At 42.5% G+C, this 17,233-nt stretch carries 17 protein-coding genes and 1 riboswitch; of the genes, 10 read left to right on the plus strand and 7 right to left on the minus strand.

Features of this window, described 5'->3' with window-relative positions:
* Positions 1-34: 34 nt before the first annotated feature.
* Positions 35-185: riboswitch (cyclic di-AMP (ydaO/yuaA leader) on the plus strand.
* Positions 186-189: 4 nt separating this feature from the next.
* Positions 190-675, plus strand: a complete 486-nt coding sequence (locus MFF31_RS07065; RefSeq protein WP_238187353.1) for a C40 family peptidase — start codon at positions 190-192, stop codon at positions 673-675.
* Positions 676-785: 110 nt separating this feature from the next.
* Here the strand turns inward: MFF31_RS07065 and MFF31_RS07070 are convergent, their stop codons facing one another.
* Positions 786-2,072, minus strand: coding sequence for an MFS transporter (locus MFF31_RS07070; protein WP_238187354.1), 1,287 nt, complete (start codon positions 2,070-2,072; stop codon positions 786-788).
* Positions 2,073-2,130: 58 nt separating this feature from the next.
* Here MFF31_RS07070 and MFF31_RS07075 point away from each other — a divergent pair, with 58 nt between their 5' ends.
* Entirely contained in the window at positions 2,131-2,637 is a 507-nt protein-coding gene (locus MFF31_RS07075; protein WP_375541277.1) for a GNAT family N-acetyltransferase, read from the plus strand.
* Positions 2,638-2,688: 51 nt separating this feature from the next.
* Here MFF31_RS07075 and MFF31_RS07080 read toward each other — a convergent pair whose 3' ends face one another.
* Positions 2,689-3,924 carry an EAL domain-containing protein gene (locus MFF31_RS07080; protein ID WP_238187355.1) on the minus strand — a complete coding sequence of 412 codons (1,236 nt, stop codon included), beginning with the start codon at positions 3,922-3,924 and terminating at the stop codon, positions 2,689-2,691.
* Between the two features lie 148 nt (positions 3,925-4,072).
* Positions 4,073-4,366, minus strand: a complete 294-nt coding sequence (locus tag MFF31_RS07085) for a hypothetical protein (protein WP_238187356.1) — start codon at positions 4,364-4,366, stop codon at positions 4,073-4,075.
* A gap of 167 nt (positions 4,367-4,533) precedes the next feature.
* Between MFF31_RS07085 and motA the strand changes: the two genes are divergently transcribed.
* Complete coding sequence (gene motA / locus MFF31_RS07090) at positions 4,534-5,334, plus strand: flagellar motor stator protein MotA (protein ID WP_238188518.1); 801 nt, start codon at positions 4,534-4,536, stop codon at positions 5,332-5,334.
* Positions 5,318-6,154: a flagellar motor protein MotB gene (locus tag MFF31_RS07095; protein WP_238187357.1), complete on the plus strand. Its 837-nt coding sequence runs from the start codon at positions 5,318-5,320 to the stop codon at positions 6,152-6,154. The genes motA and MFF31_RS07095 overlap by 17 nt, the downstream gene beginning before the upstream one ends.
* Before the next feature lie 117 nt (positions 6,155-6,271).
* On the opposite strand, the gene rluF is transcribed toward MFF31_RS07095, so the two are convergent.
* Genes rluF through MFF31_RS07110 form a run of 3 tightly spaced genes read right to left on the minus strand, consistent with a single transcriptional unit; the run spans position 6,272 to position 9,541 of the window.
* A complete protein-coding gene (gene rluF / locus MFF31_RS07100; RefSeq protein ID WP_238187358.1) occupies positions 6,272-6,973 on the minus strand; it encodes a 23S rRNA pseudouridine(2604) synthase RluF in 702 nt (233 codons plus the stop codon).
* Between the two features lie 32 nt (positions 6,974-7,005).
* Positions 7,006-7,689, minus strand: coding sequence for an NAD(P)H-binding protein (locus MFF31_RS07105; RefSeq protein WP_238187359.1), 684 nt, complete (start codon positions 7,687-7,689; stop codon positions 7,006-7,008).
* Between the two features lie 37 nt (positions 7,690-7,726).
* Positions 7,727-9,541 carry a sensor histidine kinase gene (locus MFF31_RS07110; protein WP_238187360.1) on the minus strand — a complete coding sequence of 605 codons (1,815 nt, stop codon included), beginning with the start codon at positions 9,539-9,541 and terminating at the stop codon, positions 7,727-7,729.
* A gap of 221 nt (positions 9,542-9,762) precedes the next feature.
* Here MFF31_RS07110 and tadA point away from each other — a divergent pair, with 221 nt between their 5' ends.
* Complete coding sequence (gene tadA / locus MFF31_RS07115) at positions 9,763-10,227, plus strand: tRNA adenosine(34) deaminase TadA (RefSeq protein ID WP_238187361.1); 465 nt, start codon at positions 9,763-9,765, stop codon at positions 10,225-10,227.
* 3 nt (positions 10,228-10,230) lie between these two features.
* Here the strand turns inward: tadA and MFF31_RS07120 are convergent, their stop codons facing one another.
* A complete protein-coding gene (locus MFF31_RS07120; RefSeq protein WP_248565418.1) occupies positions 10,231-10,428 on the minus strand; it encodes an aspartyl-phosphate phosphatase Spo0E family protein in 198 nt (65 codons plus the stop codon).
* Positions 10,429-10,697: 269 nt separating this feature from the next.
* On the opposite strand from MFF31_RS07120, the gene MFF31_RS07125 reads away from it, so the two are divergent.
* From MFF31_RS07125 to cuyB, 5 genes are all read left to right on the plus strand, one after another.
* Positions 10,698-11,882: a carboxylate--amine ligase gene (locus tag MFF31_RS07125; protein ID WP_238187363.1), complete on the plus strand. Its 1,185-nt coding sequence runs from the start codon at positions 10,698-10,700 to the stop codon at positions 11,880-11,882.
* Between the two features lie 26 nt (positions 11,883-11,908).
* Positions 11,909-13,384, plus strand: a complete 1,476-nt coding sequence (locus MFF31_RS07130) for a UDP-N-acetylmuramoyl-L-alanyl-D-glutamate--2,6-diaminopimelate ligase (protein WP_238187364.1) — start codon at positions 11,909-11,911, stop codon at positions 13,382-13,384.
* Between the two features lie 65 nt (positions 13,385-13,449).
* Entirely contained in the window at positions 13,450-15,291 is a 1,842-nt protein-coding gene (gene asnB / locus MFF31_RS07135; protein ID WP_238187365.1) for an asparagine synthase (glutamine-hydrolyzing), read from the plus strand.
* On the plus strand, positions 15,291-16,412 hold the full coding sequence (locus tag MFF31_RS07140) for a C39 family peptidase (RefSeq protein ID WP_238187366.1): 1,122 nt from the start codon (positions 15,291-15,293) through the stop codon (positions 16,410-16,412). The genes asnB and MFF31_RS07140 overlap by 1 nt, the downstream gene beginning before the upstream one ends.
* Positions 16,413-16,470: 58 nt before the next feature.
* The gene (gene cuyB, locus MFF31_RS07145; protein WP_282570466.1) at positions 16,471-17,202 is read left to right on the plus strand and encodes a cysteate racemase; all 732 of its coding nucleotides are present in this window, start codon (positions 16,471-16,473) and stop codon (positions 17,200-17,202) included.
* Positions 17,203-17,233: the final 31 nt, after the last annotated feature.

The raw sequence follows: 17,233 nt of genomic DNA on the forward strand, positions 1-17,233 counted from the left end.
CAATTTCCATTTATTATAGTCATTAATGAAAACACAAATAGAACCGCCTAATTCCCTAACGGGAAACGGGGGAACCACTTTGGGTGAATTGATTTCGACGTCTGGCTAGATGGGCGCCAAAGAAATCATAGGGAACCTTCAACCGAACCCCTCAGCTAACCTCGTCGGCACTGGAAGGAGTTTCACCAATTGAAAAAGAGAATTAGCACGATTTTATTCGGGCTTGTACTTCTGCTGACGTTCCAAGCTGGAAGCGCATTCGCGAGCACATCTAAGATGGACAGCTATATCGATGATGTAATTGGTACAAACTATTTGTATGGTGGTTCAACCACTAAAGGCTTTGATTGCTCTGGGTTTACTAGCTACGTCTTCAACCAAATGGGTATCGAGTTGTCCCGCAGATCAGTAGATCAAGCAGACCAAGGAACTAAGGTCGCTAAAGCAGACCTTCAACCAGGCGATCTTGTATTTTTTGATACTAGCGGCAAAGTAAATGGCGGTATCTCACACGTTGGAATCTACGTAGGAGATGGCAAATTTGCTCATTCCTCCACACGTTTCGGCGTAATCGTTGAAGAGATTGATTCTTCTTATTACAAATCCCGTTTCATCACTGCGCGCCGCGTAATGGATGAAAAAGCATTCACACAATATACAGTACCCGTTCAATAGTGATTTGAATCAACTAAAAAAAGAGTTTGCTCCTAAGTAGTTTCTACTGGGGAGCAAACTCTTTTTTTGAACAAGCATTGGGCGAGAGCAAATAGTTCTGCGCACTCCATCTACTTCGAAAGTGCTGATGATCTATATTGTGCCCTGCCCAGTAGTAGCATTATAGTTAATATCACCAGCATACTGAACGTCAATATTCCGATATACCACATTGTAGATTGAATAGGATAACGATCTAGCATCCAACCAGTAATTTTGGGAAATAACGCTCCCCCTAGCCCGCCAAATGCGACTAGCAAACTGGTCGTTCGTTCTGTCATACCAGGCAGCAGACCATTAGCATACACTAGCGAGATACCGAATATTCCAGAGAAGCACAATCCGCTTAGTACAATTAATACGAGCATCCATATCTGATCCATTGTAACAACCATTAATCCAAATACGAATACAGCTCCTATCGTTGTAATTAATAAATACCTCGCATATCCTAATCGTTCTGCCAGCAAACCTGCGAACAAACGACCGAATACGACAGCACCCCAAAATAAGCTTAATGTTGCAGTAGCGTTTGATTCAGACATTCCCGTTCGAGTAATTAAAATTGACGGCAAATAATTGGAGAAGCTCATCTCAATCCCTACATATACCATAAAAAATAGTGCACTCAGCGCAAGAAATGGAATTGTACGGGTTGGATAATCTCTCCAACTACCGTTATTCTTCAAACTACGGAGCCGATTTCGTTTATCGCTATTCCTATCTTGTTTTGTTAGAGCTGAATGGGCATCTTCTACCCGTCCACTCTTTTTGTTACCAATAGAATCTTCATTAGTCGGTATACCTAGTTGGTCATCCAAACTTCCAAAGGAGAAAGTTAGCCACATGACGAACGTAATGCCAGACATTGCAGCGATTATAGGAAATGAAAGCTGCCAAACATGTTGCCCGATCAAAAAAGCAGCTGTAATTGGAATAATGAGAGCCCCTAGCCCAAAAAAGGTCTCCAGCCTGCTCATCGCAGAAGCTTTCCCTTTCATTAGATCAATAATCATTGCTCCAACTATAGCTTCCGTCATACCAAAACCAATACCAGCGATAGGTGCAATTGCAAGCATCCAACCCCACGGCATGAGCAAGCTATATGCAGCTTGGCTCATTGTCAACAGCCCCATCGCTACAAGCACAGTCCCCCTCTTGCCCATTCTGGAGGATAATGAAGGCGCAAATAGTACACCGACAAGGAAGCCAAGAAATTGATTCATAATCCACTGACCGCCATCTTTGTAAGTCACTCCATAATGCTCAATCATTTGCTCCATGATAGAACCGCCAATAACATGAGCAAGCCCGATGACCAAATAAGACAAACAGCCGATCCACAGTAGCTTCTTCACGCTTCCCGATTCCCCTTATATATACGCCCAAATAGCGTCTATCTGTTATAATGTGATCATGACAAACAACTCTTCCTATTATAAAACAAATAAACCTACGATGACCATTCAACCTTTGGCACTCGAACATGCAATTGAATTGTGCAATTGGTCCTACAGTCCTCCATACAATATATACAACTGGCCGAATTGGGAGCACATGAAAAAGGACGAAATCGAATTTGGCGATCCCGTCCTGCGCGAAGAGCAATACTCATCTGTCCTAGATAACGAGGGAAATCTAGTTGGATTTGCTCAATTTTTCCCTATGTCGAACGTAACAAGACTCGGATTAGGTCTCCGTCCTGATCTTTGCGGTAATGGACTAGGCATACCTTTAGTAGAAGCAGTTGCAACCGAAGCTATCAGACGTTCACCGAGTAATGAAATCGATCTTGAAGTATTAACTTGGAATGTTCGAGCTATTCGAACGTATGAGAAAGCAGGATTCCGCATTACAGACACCTATATGCGCCCTAACTCTGATGGTATGAAAGAATGTCATTGCATGACGTACATGATTTGATTTATCAACAACTCTTAGCGTCGCTCTGCGAAACGAAGCTGTTGTTTTACGTTACCGGTTGCCTGCTCGTTTGCCCGTATCCTTAATATCAGCGAATAGAATAACGTCTCTTCGAACGAATACCGATATGGTGCGAATCCATTCACGTGTGTCGAGATCCGTGTACACTCTAGAAACAATGGATCGTCGATGATCGTTCAGCAACACCAAATTGGGCACGAAGTATGGTCGCCAGCTCCAGTTCAATTGCTTGTAATCCGCTTCATATGACCAGCCTGTTTCCGCTTCGCGTCGGTAGTCTGCTGACAATTGAATCCCTTCTTCATTACATATGTATATCCGAATAAAGGTATCATCCAATTCAGGAATCAGTTGCTCTAACCATAGGTCTGTTTCATGAAGAGAACCCGAACAATTAACAATCTCCTGCAGCTTATCTGCAATTCCTTCTGCTCGGTTATACCAATACCTCTCGGTCATTGCATATTGTTTCAGATGACGTTTCAATTCATGATCAATAACACGATAGAAGTCCTCTGGATCTCGAAAATCAGGTTCAGCCTTAGCGAATAGAAAACCTTGAACATATCGTGCACCCGACTGAATTGCCCGCTCCAAGTCTTCCGTCGTCTCAACTCCTTCAAACAATAACGAAGCGCCAATCTGCTCTGCCAGCTCTGAGAAGGAACGAAGCACCCCGAAGTACCCATTATGAGTAGCGCTTTTTTTGACCATATGCATATCAATCTTGAGTAGATCCGGTTGAATCTGTGCGATTCGATCTGCACTGCTGAACCCGCTCCCTACATCATCAATCGCTATATGGCAGCCGTGTGCGCGATAGCTTTCCACTAAAGATAAAAGAACTTCTATTGAACCTTCAAAACTTTCCTCTGTAATCTCTATTACAATCCTGCGTGGATCAACATTATATTTTTTCAGTAAAGAAAGCGTATACATTCCACCTAATTGTCCAAATTGATAAATCCAGCTAGGTTTCAAGTTTAAAAATAGGAGGGGCGGCGATATCTCTTGTCCCATTCTTGCAATTGCCTGCTCACGAATAATTCTATCAACTAAAAGTTGTTCATCCATCGGGATTGACTCGTCCCCGAAAAATGGCCCTAAGCTACGGACGGACCCATCACCAACGGCTCTTCCGAGCACTTCATATCCCATTATTCGTCTAGTGTCCAACGCAATAATAGGCTGGTAATAGGCTGCTAATACTTCACCATTTAGGCCAAGCGCATGTGGAAGTGAATTCGATGAATGAAAGACTGTCATAGCGCCCTCCTAACGTAACCTGTATGTCAAAATAGCTATCATCATAATTCTTCCATTGTATCGGAGGTAACTTATATTGTAAAGATTCGACATTTTTTTCAGTATTCAGCTTTACGCTATATACGCCCCTCCGAGCATGGAGATTCTATCAGATCAGTCTAATTATTTGAATAACATTATCACCCTGAGACACTTCAATGACATGATGTTTGCTATTATAAGTAACAACTCCTTGGCCCACTTCGATAACGGGGTCCTCTCCTAAACCAAAGAAGACATCATCAGCGAGCGCTTCCATTACTTCATGACGATCCTCTGGAGGCAATACGTCCCATTCTTCCTGCTCCATCTCAAAAAAGGTAAAGCTTCCCTCTATCTCTCCCACCGCTGATGTCAATTCCTTCAAAATATCAGCGTACTCACGCGCATGACGAACTCCCATTTTTATGCACATCCTTTAAATTTATTGATCACTTGTTGTTTACTATAATCTCAGAATACCCTTTTGACGATATAAATAGAAGTAGATGAGTGTAATCGACTGTTCGCTGAACTTATTGGTGCAGTTGGTTTCGCTAGATGTCGCAAACATACTGGACGGGGTGTATGATGAAGAATTCAACAGTTATTGGTATCGTATTAAGTTTAATCGCTGTACTCGGTGGAATGATGTTAAAAGGCGCTCATTTGTCGTCATTGCTAAACCCTGCTGCCTATATGATTATTATTTTAGGTACAATTGCCGCCGTTATGATTGCTTTTCCCATGTCAGAACTTAAAAAAGTCGGCGCTCTATTTAAAATCGCATTCACCGAGCAGAAGCTGACGTCCCGCGAAGATTTAATCGCTAATTTCATGGAATGGGCATCCATTACTCGTCGTGAAGGCTTGCTTGCTCTAGAGACACGCGTGGACGAAATTGAAGATTCATTCTTGCGTAATGGCATGCGCATGATTATAGACGGCAATGATCAAGATCTCGTGCGTGATGTCCTTCTTGAAGATATTGCAGCGACAGAGGATCGCCATAAAGCAGGCGCATTGATCTTCACGCAAGCAGGTACATATGCACCTACTCTTGGTGTACTTGGTGCCGTAGTTGGTCTAGTAGCAGCACTAGCAGATATGAGTGATATGGATAAACTAGCCCATGCGATCGCAGGTGCATTTATTGCAACTTTGCTCGGTATATTTACAGGGTATGTGTTGTGGCATCCAATAGCTAACAGATTGAAACGTATCTCGAAGGCCGAGATCCAAATTCGCCTTATGATGCTAGAGGGCCTTCTATCCATACAGTCTGGTGTTTCCACAATCGCTATTAACCAAAAGCTATCTGTCTTCCTAACGCCAACTGAGCGGAAGAAGCTGAAAGAGAAGGAGGAGGGCGAAGTTGAGCAAAAAGCGTAGACATGAAGAGCATGAAGAACATGTTGATGAATCATGGCTTATCCCCTATGCCGATCTTCTCACTCTTCTGCTTGCGCTCTTCATCGTTTTGTTTGCTATGAATTCCGTCGATGCAAAGAAGTTTGAGGATATGTCACAGGCGTTCAGCGTAGCTCTTAATTCCGGTAGCGGAGTATTAGAGCTTCCTTCGATCGTACAAAATGGTAAAGATCCAGACAAAAAGGATCTGAATGCCGATGACAAGGAAAATGAAGAAAATAAAGACAAAGAAAATGAGAAGACCAAAGATTCTGATGCTGCTATGAAGGAGCTAATTAAGCAAGAGCAAGCAGAGCTTGAAGATTTGAAGAAAAAAATCGATGCTTACATTGATAAAAATGGCTTAACAAGTGAACTAGAGACTCAGCTAAATATGTCTCAGCTATTAATTACGATTAGTGATAAAGCTTTATTTGCACCAGCTCAAGCTGTCGTCAGGGAAGATGCTGAAAAATTAGCTACTGAAATCGGCGCAATGATTCAGCAATACCCGAACTACGATATTATTGTTGCAGGTCATACTGACGATACACCAATCAACAATAGGGCTTTTCGTTCAAATTGGGATTTAAGTTCCATGCGAGCAGTTCGTTTCATGGATGTAATGTTGGAGAACAAAAATCTTGATCCGAAGCGCTTCAGTGCAATCGGTTATGGAGAGTACCATCCAGTAGCTGAAAATACGACCAAAGAAAATAAAGCGAAAAATCGCCGAGTAGAAGTTTCGATCCTTCATACGTATGTGGATGCTACCAACCCTCAAACACTAAAAGTAAAATAAGCATCGAATTACACAAGTACTCTTCTGGTCAAACATAAAGCCTCCAAAACCCACTTGAAACGGTGGATTCTGGAGGCTTTTTGATTACATATTTAGTATTTCTTATTGTAGTTGCACTTAGCTCGGCCTATATTCGAGTAGATCAAACAATTCAGTTCGTTCTCCTTCATTCAGATTACGCCACTTACCAACTTGCAGCTCGCCTAAATGAATGTTCATTATTCTTACCCGCTTCAACTTATGCACCTGAAAACCAAGTGCCTCGCACATTCTGCGAATTTGACGGTTACGACCTTCTGTTAATATAATTCGGAATGCCCTATCGGATACTCTAGTCACTTTGCATGGTAAGGTCATACTTCCCAAAATATGCACCCCACTAGACATACCTTTTAGAAACACTTCATTAATAGGCTTGTTCACCGTAACAATATATTCCTTTTCATGCTTGCCCTCGGATCGGAGAATTGGATTGACTATATCTCCATCATTCGTTAGGAGAATTAAGCCTTCTGAATCCTTATCCAATCTGCCGATCGGAAATATCCGCTCAGGATGACCTATAAAATCGACAATGTTTCCTTTAATATGAAGCTCCGTCGTACAAGTAATGCCTACAGGCTTATTCAATGCGATATAGACATGTTGTTTGTGCTCACCAATCCGACGGCCATTAATTCGCACATCATCGCCATGCTCCGCTTGACTGCCAAGCTGCGCTACGATTCCGTTAATTGTAACCTTCCCGCTATCAACTAATTTATCCGCTTCTCTACGGGAACAGAAACCTGTTTCACTTATAAATTTATTGATTCTCACTGCTGACTCACCTCGTTGTAGCGTATCCTACACTATCCTTTTATTTTCTGCAACTTCTTCGCAAGAGACGTGATCTCGTTCGATTCTACGACATGTAAAGACGTATCACAAGTCAATGCTTCAACAACCATCGCTTGTGCAATATGTACCGCAGTTACCGGCTTATATTTGCTCCATCTGCCGTTAAATAAAAAAGATAATTTGTCCATAACTTTAGCCGCAACACGTTCAACCAAATGATCCTCTTGACGCTGCCCGACTATAATCGAGGGCTGGACTATATGCAGTGACGGCAACTGAAGAGCTTTTAAATCTTGTTCAACTCTTCCCTTCACCTTACTGTAGAAAAAGATTGAGTCCACACTCGCACCGATCGCCGTTACAATTAACATCTTTCTCGCACCATGGCGCTTAGATAAACGTCCGATTTCCATCGGATATTCGTAATCCACAAGCTGGAATTTTTCTTTGGACCCTGCCTTTTTCCTTGTTGTCCCGAGCGTACAATAAATATCCGCTCCCCTTATTAGATCAGCAGGAATATCGCCAAGCTCATTAAAGTCAATCTGACGCTGTTCAAGTCTTGGGTGAGAGATAGACAACCTTCTGCGGACGATAACCGTCACCTTGGCGTAGCTTCTATCACTGAGAAGCAACTTTACAAGATGGCCTCCAACTAGCCCTGTCGCTCCAACAATTACTGCTTTTTGCTCCATTATGATGACCTTCTTCCTCATTACCTCTACAATTGCATTATGCCTCAAGTAATAACTCGTTCTGCTCGTTAAAAGCAGGAAGTGTCAGCTTCACCGACGTCCCTACATCTACTTGGCTTTGTATATCGAGTGTACCTTGATGACTATTAATTATACGCTGACTCACCATTATTCCAAGTCCCGTACCCGTTTCTTTGCCTGTAAAGAATGGATCTCCGATCTTCGAAATCATATCTTCCGGTATGCCTACTCCCTCATCCGTTATAGATATAGCGATACTATCTCTTTTCTTATGTATGGAAATATGAACGGAGCCACCGCCTGGCATTGCTTCGATAGCATTCTTTAACAAGTTAATGAACACTTGCTTCAGTTGATTTTCTTCACACGAAATGTTGCATTCCTCTTCCGTTATAACCGTCCTAAATTCGATATTATGTAGATGAGCCTCACTATCTAAAAAAATTAATACGTCTTGCAAAACATTTCTAATATCCTTAACGACGAACTTAGTAGCTTGCGGCTTTGCAAGAATAAGAAATTCACCAACAATTAAATTTATGCGATCAAGCTCAGACAACATAAGTTTAATATGGGATTGGTTCAGTGTGTGACTTTGCTGTTGCAACTGTAGGAAACCCCTTAGTGTCGTTAGAGGATTTCTTATCTCGTGTGCAACACCGGCGGCAAGCTGCCCAACCGTTGTAAGCTTCTCCGACCTGCGAAGCAATTCTTCCATCCGATTGCGGCTTCTCATATCGCGACAAATACTTGCGAAGGCACGTATCGACCCATCTGAATCCCTAATTGGTGAGACAGTTACGCTAACCGGAATAATGTCGCCTGTCCTAGTTAAACGAACTGTTTCTTGAGCTGGCAGCTTCTTACCTGCAAGCAGCAACCCGATCATCTGACGTTTCTCCATCTGATGGGAAGTAGGAATAGTTGGGTAATGTTTGCCGATCACATCCACCTCGTCATAACCGAATAGTTGCTCGAATGCTCTGTTAACCTGTATGACCTTTCCTTCCAAGTCCATAATATGTATCGCATCATTAGAGTGATTAATAAAGGACTCGAGATGCTCTTTCATCCTTCTATTTTCTTCGAAAGCCTTTCTAAGCTTATTCATATAAATGCTCAAATTTTGAGACATCGCATTAATCTTCAAAGCGAGAAGACCAAATTCATCTTTTCCTTTAATTTGAATCGGCTTATGGAAGCGAACAGAAGATACCTCATTGACTTTCCATAATATATCTTTGAGTGGCCTAATCATAACCCCAACTAGCCAATAGATAATAATGACCATTATAAGCAAGAATGCACCTGTATACATGAGTGTATGTTCCCGTTTTCGATCGACTAAAGTTGTAAGCTTCACTCTGTCATAAACAATACTTACAACATAGCTGCCCTTTTGCTCGTCAGAATAGTAGCTCCTTAAATATTTTTTATCATCCATAGAGAAGTTCCTAGAGCCGAATTGACCCGGCTTTAACGCTTGCACAAATGACTTATCGTTGTTAGCATCAGAATACGTATATGTACCATAACGAATCGCTAACGTTTTTTGATCAAAAACCGTTATTTCCTTGATTCGCGGGTTAATGTTATGTAATACGGAAAACATCGTATCTGGCTTTATTGATCTGTCCTCAGCACTTTTCAATGGCTCTTCCTCAAAGGTCTTAATGGACTGGGCTGCTTGAATGGATGAACTTTTCATTGTTACGGACATCATTTCCTTGATTCCTAACACCATCGAATATTCACTAAGCAGATGGTATAGAATGACAACAAAGAACAACATGAGCGATATGGCGATCGACAGCTTTGACTTAATCGACACTGAACGACACCTCCTTAGTGAGATGATCGGTTAGAAGTAGATCGAAACTACTATTCACAACCTGTACACACTGTCAACAGATGTTATCCACATGTGTTAGTAAGTTGTGTACAACTTTACCTATAAGTCGGATAGTTATCCACAAAGTTATCCACTCTATGTTAACATCGAATATTTGTTCGTTGCATAAATCAAAAAGAAACGTGACAAGGAGCCTCATCATGAAGAGAGAAGAAGAAGATCGTCACTGGATGCTAGAAGCTATGGTAGAAGCTGAAAAAGCTGAAAGTATTGGCGAAGTTCCAATTGGAGCAGTAATTGTAAGAAACAATGAAATTATTGGGCGCGGACATAACTTAAGGGAGACACGCCATGATCCAACCGCACATGCGGAAATAGTAGCCATTCGCGACGCATGCGAGCGAATAGATGCTTGGCGGCTGCTTGATTGCACGCTTTACGTCACGCTTGAGCCTTGTCCAATGTGTGCTGGTGCCATTGTACAATCCCGAGTTAAGCGAGTTGTTTATGGAACAACTGATCCAAAAGCAGGCTGTGCAGGGACATTAATGAACCTGCTTCAAGAGCCCCGTTTCAATCATGAAACGGAGCTCACTAGCGGCGTTCTGCAAGCTGAATGCGCATTGCTGCTCACTCGGTTTTTCCGACGGCTGCGTGAACGGTAATACTTATCTATGTTTATCGCGATTAGTAGAGGGTAGTTCGAATTCATTCCGCTGCAAATACTGAAGTGCTAAGATAAGTTGATCAGCTTCTTCACTAACAGCTAAGACAGCCGGATCTGTCAGGCTTCCTCGTACCTCGGCTATTTCATGAAGCTTTTGCCGAAGCGATTGCAACTGTGTAAGCAAGTATATTTTATCCATGGTCGCTTCGAGGCACGCTCCTTATCTAGTAATCGTGTCGTAATAGTTCCATTATACTCCGTGCTTTTCGTGGTGTTTGTAAAAACGTGTCGACGAACAGCTACAATTTTTAGGCATTATTCGACAATAGAAGGACAAAACCTCCAAATTTTAGTGCTTTTGTCCTATTCGATTTTTAAGGACCTCTGAAACCGAGCGGTATAATTGTAATATAAGAAGCGATGCAGTAAAATTAATACATAACACTATGGATAGAGGTTTGATTTCTTGTGAACAATAAAGCGGTTATTCTTGGTTGCAATTATTACATCGGATTGAGTACAATTCGCTGTTTGGGCGTACATGGCATACATACTGTAGCTGTTGATTATTCAGAGAAACACGCCTATGGTGCGTTGTCGAAATATACATCCGAACGTCTCATTGCACCTCACTATAAAAATGATACAAAGTCATTCATCGCATTCCTAAAAGACTTTGCACGCAAGCAAAGCGAACCTCCTGTTCTCATTCCTTGTCATGATTCTTACGTTGAGATTATCGACGAGCATCTTGATGAGCTTAGAAACTATTATCTGATTCCGCAGACCGAACAAGGTCTATATACGAAAGCAATGAATAAAGAAGTACTGCATCGTCTTGCGGAAGAGCATGGTGTCAACGTACCCGAAACAGTGCGAGTAAATGAAGAGAACTACTTGGAAAAAGTCGCAACTATTCTTAAGTACCCTTGCATCGTTAAGCCAACAGATTCACCTTCATTTGTAGCTAAGTTTAGACGCAAAATATTTAAGGTGAATAACGAAGCCGAACTGCTAGAGGCGCTCGCAAAAGCGAAAGAAGCAAACCTTGAAGTTATCGTACAACGGATCATTCCAGGCTTTGATGATCATATGTATACCTTCGATGCTTATTTGAATCAAGATTCTAAAGTTAGCCACTGGCTAACTTGTCAGAAATTCCGACAATATCCGATAAATTTTGGGGCATCTGTGTATACAGGACAAAGACATGTACCCGAGTTATACGATATTGGGGCCGCTTTTCTAGAGAAAATAGGCTGGAAAGGCTTTGCTGAAATCGAGTTCAAAAAGGATGCGGACACGGGGCTCTTTTATCTTATCGAGATTAATGTTCGTATTACTAATCTTAATCATTTGTTGTATAAAGTAGGCATTAACTTTCCATATATTACGTACATGGAACTAACCGGCGCACCAGTACAGCCTCACGCAATTACTTGGGATACGAATCGTGTATTCTGGTATTTCTATGAGGATATGCTCGCTGTTCGTGATTACATAAAGACGAAGCAAATGACACCCGGCCAGTTCGTACGTTCGCTGTTTAAACCTAAGGCAAGTGCCATCTGGCAATGGAGTGATCCAAAGCCGGGACTCGCTTATGCTTCAATCATTAGCGGCAAAATATTGAATAAACTTTTTAGAAGATAGTTTAAATAAAGAATGGAGCTGATGGCATGCTGCTGGCTTCCTTAGTTGAGCACCTTGAGTACACCACCTTGCAAGGTGACTCTAATACTAACATCTCTTCCATCGCCTTCGACTCCCGTGAGGTAGTACCGAATGCTTTGTTTGTTGCTATTTCTGGCTTCACTGTAGATGGTCATACATTTATTGAAAGAGCAATCGAGCTTGGAGCAACTGCTATTCTTGTTGAGAGGGACATCGTCATCGATGCCCCTGTCACTGTGCTGAAAGTTGCTGATACTCGATACGCAATGGCTCATGCTTCTGCACGTTTTTATAATAATCCTACTGAAAAGCTTAATCTAATTGGGATTACCGGCACTAACGGCAAGACATCTACGACATATTTCATTAAATCCATATTGGAGCAATCGAAGCGAACCGTTGGAGTTATTGGGACGATTGGTGCTATGGTTGGCAATCAGTCATTGAAAACAAAGTCCACAACACCAACGACACCTGAATCGCTTCATCTTCAACATATGTTCGCAGATATGGTGGATACAGGCGTACATGATTGTGTGATGGAAGTTTCTTCTCATGCGCTTAGCTTGCAGAGAACAGCCGCTTCCCGCTTCAAATCTGGTATTTTCACTAATCTAACACCCGACCATCTTGAACTGCACAATACGATGGAGGAATATTTCGAAGCTAAAGCGATGTTGTTCGATTTGACAACTGACTACAATATCGTCAACATGGACGATGAGTACGGAAGACGCTTAGCAACAAAGATCGCTTCCAATCCAGCTAAGCTTGTTACGTACGGCATTGAGAATGATGCTACGATACGGGCTGCTGATATTCGACAATTTGCAGACTACACCAGCTACGTTGTTCATACACCAACGGGCAGTGTTGCTATACAGACTAACCTGCCAGGTATTATATATGTGTATAACAGCTTGGCTGCTATTGCCTGCGCTTATTGCAATGGCATTAACCTTGATCAAATTTCAGCCGGCATTCGTGCTGTAAAAAGCATTAAAGGTCGACTTGAAGTCGTCTATCAAGACGAGGAACGGAAGATTATCGTAGACTTCGCGCATACAGAAGATAGTCTAGAGAAAGCATTATCAACGTTGCGTCCCTTTACGAAAGGTCGGCTTATACTTGTATTCGGCGTTTATGCAGCACCTGGTAAGCTCGGCAGCGGCAAACGACAAGCGATGGGTACAATTGCTGGGCAATATTCTGATATCGCAATTGTCACCTCAGATAATCCGAAAGATCAAGATCCCGATGCAATTATTGCAGAGGTTTCAGCAGCCGTCCAAGCAGCAGGTGGTATGCACCGTGGTATCGTAGATCGACGTGAAGCGATTCAATATGCAATCGATATAAGCGAGAGGGATGACGTCATTCTTATTGCCGGGAAAGGTCACGAAACATCTCAAGTGATCGGTAAGACGGAAATACCTTTCAACGAAGCAGAAATTGTTAATGATATTATGAGCGGAAAATAATAAATGAGGCCGCGCATTATAGTGAGCCTGTTACAAAAATTAAGCAACGGAAGGGCTAACCTAATATGTGCGGTTTCGTAGGATTTGCAAATAGTCATATCCCTATCGACAAACAACAAATTATTCAAGCGATGATGGATACCATTATCCATAGGGGACCTGATAGCGGCGGCATCTTCTCTGATGATGATGTCACATTCGGTTTCAGACGATTGACAATTATTGACCTCTCCCAAGAAGGCAGCCAACCCATGTATAATGAGGATAAGAGCTGCATTCTTATTTTTAACGGAGAAATCTACAACTATCGCGAACTACGGCAAGAACTACTGGATCAAGGGCATATTTTCACCAGCCATACAGATAGTGAAGTTATTCTGCATGGTTACGAGCAATACGGAGTCGACATCGTACAGAAATTGAGGGGTATGTTTGCCTTCACTATCTGGGATACGAAGCGTCGCAGTCTATTTTTAGCAAGAGATCACTTTGGCATAAAGCCCTTGTACTACACGCAGAACACGACAGACGGCTCCCTCCTATTTGGATCGGAAATTAAATCGTTTCTGAAGCATCCAGCTTTCCGTAAAGAGCTGAACAAGGATGCGCTTAAGCCCTATTTGACGTTTCAGTACTCTGTCTTGGACGAAACATTTTTTAAAGGCGTCTTTAAGCTAAGACCTGGTGACTATATGTTGTATAAGGACGGAAAGCTCGAAACAACGCAATATTGGGATGCGGATTTTAATGAGAAGGACGGCTCGCTTGAGCATTATGTGGAGCGGATCAAAGATTCCGTACGAGAATCCGTCGAGTATCACAAAATTAGTGATGTAAAGGTAGGCTCCTTCTTGTCCGGAGGAATCGACTCCAGCTACATTACTGCACTCCTTAAACCAAGCAAAACATTTTCCGTCGGATTTCAGGATCACGAAGGCATGTTCAATGAAACAAATCTCGCCAAGGAATTATCAGATATTTTGAATATCGAGAATCACCGGAAAATGATTAGTGCAGAGGAATGCTTCAATATCCTGCCAACGATCCAGTATCATATGGATGAGCCGCAATCGAATCCGTCCTCCGTACCGCTCTATTTTCTAGCTGAGCTTGCTAGTAAACATGTGACCGTTGTATTGTCCGGTGAAGGTGCAGACGAAATATTCGGCGGATATGCATGGTACGAAACGACGCCTGCAATGAATAAATACAAGAGCTTGCCTTACGGGCTTAGAAGACCATTATCTACTCTTGCCAAGGGACTGCCACGCAATCGTATCACTTCCTTCCTAGTTAAGGGTGGACAGAAGGTTGAGGAGCGCTTTATTGGACAAGCAAAAGTATTTGAAGAAGCAGATGCGCTTGCTGTTCTGAAGGATGATTATAAGCAAGGACCATCTGTGCAAAGCATTACACAAAAGGTTTATACCAACATCCAAGGCAAAGATGACGTAACTAAGATGCAATATCTCGATATGAAGTTATGGCTTCCTGGTGATATTTTGCTTAAGGCAGATAAGATGAGCTTGGCGCATTCCATTGAGCTACGCGTTCCGTTCCTAGACAAAAAGGTTATGGAGCTTGCAGGTCAGGTGCCTACGAGTTTACGTATTCATCCAAGTAATACAAAGTTCGCTTTGCGTACTGCTGCTAAGGAAGTGCTCCCCGATGCATGGGCTAATCGCGAGAAAGTAGGCTTCCCTGTCCCGATTAGGCACTGGCTGAAGGAGAAAAAGTACTATGCACTCGTGAAAGAACAATTCCAGTCGGAGGCGGCAGGACAGTTTTTTCATACCGAACAATTGATGAAATATCTCGACGCGCATTATGACGGGAAAGCTAACTATGCCCGGTATATTTGGACGGTGTATGTTTTCCTAGTATGGTATAAGAGGTTTTTTGAATAATGGAGATACAAAAAAAGAAGCAAAAAAGAAAACAAGGTATTCAACTTCTAATTGCATTAATTCTAATTATTGCAGTTGTTATCATCTACACACAGTTCGCTAATCAAGATCAAGCAGTCGATCTTCCGCTGACAGGCATCACGACAGATGAAGGTGTTGTTAAAGAATCTGAGAAGCCTGCAGTTAAGCAAGGTAATATGACGATTACGAGCGTAGATGCTACAACGGGCTTGCCTATTGCTAATACCGAATTCGCTATCATCGAAGAGATGACATCGGCTATTATAGAAACAGTCCGTACAGATGCAACGGGTAAAGCTTCATCTCAACTACTGAATTATGGAACAACCTATACTGTTAAGCAGGTGAAGGTTGATGACGCTTATGAACCAATAGATGCGGTCACGAAAATTGAAATTTCGGCTCCGAATCAAGCAGTGCCTACAAAAAATAAGCTGTTAAGTCATATTAAAGAGGTTTCACGTACAGCCGATGGACAGATCGACATTAAGAGTGTTTATATGGATGTAGCAACTCTAATGCAAAAGCCTGAGCTACCCAATGGTTGTGAAATTACGTCACTAACAGCTGTACTCAATTATTACGGTTACGAAGCTGATAAGCTGGACATGGCCGACAACTATCTTCCGAAAGAGGCGTGGACGAGAAAAGACGGCAAGTTATTCGGTCCCGATCCTTATAAAGCCTACGCAGGTGATCCAAGAAAGCAGCCAGGCGGCTTCTTCAGCTATGCACCGCCGATTGTAGCAGCTGCTGACAAATACTTGAGTGCCTTTGGCGGAGTTCTCTCCACGGAAGATATTAGCGGAAGCTCGCGAAATGATATTTTGCAGAAACTAGACAAAGGGATTCCCGTTGTGACATGGACGACACTTGATATGTCGCCGCCTAAGTTAAACTATTCATGGTACTTTAACGATACTGGAGAACTATTCACTGCTCCAACAAATCTTCATGTCGTCGTATTAAATGGCTATGATGCTGAGAGCAACACCGTGCATGTCATGAATCCATTAAAAGGTCAAGTAACTTACAACTCAGACATATTCTTCAACAGCTATACTGAAATGGGCAGCCACGCTTTAATCGTATCTGGCTAATCTTAAGTGAAGCTAGCTGTAGTAGAAAAAACTATTCTTATTCAAAGTAGGTTGAATGATGGCGCATAAGAGCTTAGGTGTAATAGGGGGAATGGGCCCCAAGGCAACTGCTGTATTCTTCGACAAAGTTATCGAAAATACGATCGCAGAGCGTGATCAGGACCATATCGATATGGTCATCCTGAACCATGCAACGATTCCTGATCGCACAACTGTCATTCTTGAAGGTACAGGCGAGCTATTCCTTGAAGCGGTAGCGAAGGACTTTAAGCTGCTTGAGTATGCAGGTGTCGCCAATATTGCGATTCCCTGCAATACATCGCATTATTTCTACGAGGATATGCAGCAGATGACGAGCATTCCTATTATTAATATGGTAGACGAGACACTACAGATCATCTATAAAAAATATGGCTCCAATAGCCGTATTGGCATTTTGGCAACGAGTGGAACAATCAAAACGGGCGTCTACTCCAAAGTATGCGAGCAATACGGTATGGAGATGTATGTTCCTGACGCGGAAGTGCAAGCGAAAGTCATGAAGATCATCTACACCAACGTAAAAGGACAGATGGACTTCTCGCCGGACGAGCTCGAAGCACTCATTGAGGAGCTTGTGACCGATCACGGCTGTCAGTGTGTCATTCTTGCCTGCACTGAGCTATCTTGCATCAAGCTAAGCCCAGCTACCGCTGAATGCAGTGTAGACGCTATGCAAGTGCTGGTGGAAAGATCCATAGAGCTGTCGGGACGGGATTCTAAAGAAGTCTTTGATAAGAAAAAGAGCTGATTCCTTGGGGATCAGCTCTTTTTTCATCTTA

It is taken from the genome of Paenibacillus sp. L3-i20, from assembly GCF_022180385.2.
Taxonomy (GTDB): domain Bacteria; phylum Bacillota; class Bacilli; order Paenibacillales; family Paenibacillaceae; genus Pristimantibacillus.

Excerpts from the sequence above, each read along its gene's own strand:
- MFF31_RS07075 (WP_375541277.1), top strand. The coding sequence starts at position 2,131 with ATGACAAACAACTCTTCCTATTATAAAACAAATAAACCTACGATGACC.
- MFF31_RS07080 (WP_238187355.1), bottom strand. The coding sequence starts at position 3,924 with ATGACAGTCTTTCATTCATCGAATTCACTTCCACATGCGCTTGGCCTA.
- MFF31_RS07085 (WP_238187356.1), bottom strand. The coding sequence starts at position 4,366 with ATGGGAGTTCGTCATGCGCGTGAGTACGCTGATATTTTGAAGGAATTG.
- motA (WP_238188518.1), top strand. The coding sequence starts at position 4,534 with ATGAAGAATTCAACAGTTATTGGTATCGTATTAAGTTTAATCGCTGTA.
- MFF31_RS07105 (WP_238187359.1), bottom strand. The coding sequence starts at position 7,689 with ATGGAGCAAAAAGCAGTAATTGTTGGAGCGACAGGGCTAGTTGGAGGC.
- tadA (WP_238187361.1), top strand. The coding sequence starts at position 9,763 with ATGAAGAGAGAAGAAGAAGATCGTCACTGGATGCTAGAAGCTATGGTA.
- MFF31_RS07120 (WP_248565418.1), bottom strand. The coding sequence starts at position 10,428 with ATGGATAAAATATACTTGCTTACACAGTTGCAATCGCTTCGGCAAAAG.
- MFF31_RS07130 (WP_238187364.1), top strand. The coding sequence starts at position 11,909 with ATGCTGCTGGCTTCCTTAGTTGAGCACCTTGAGTACACCACCTTGCAA.
- asnB (WP_238187365.1), top strand. The coding sequence starts at position 13,450 with ATGTGCGGTTTCGTAGGATTTGCAAATAGTCATATCCCTATCGACAAA.
- MFF31_RS07140 (WP_238187366.1), top strand. The coding sequence starts at position 15,291 with ATGGAGATACAAAAAAAGAAGCAAAAAAGAAAACAAGGTATTCAACTT.
- cuyB (WP_282570466.1), top strand. The coding sequence starts at position 16,471 with ATGGCGCATAAGAGCTTAGGTGTAATAGGGGGAATGGGCCCCAAGGCA.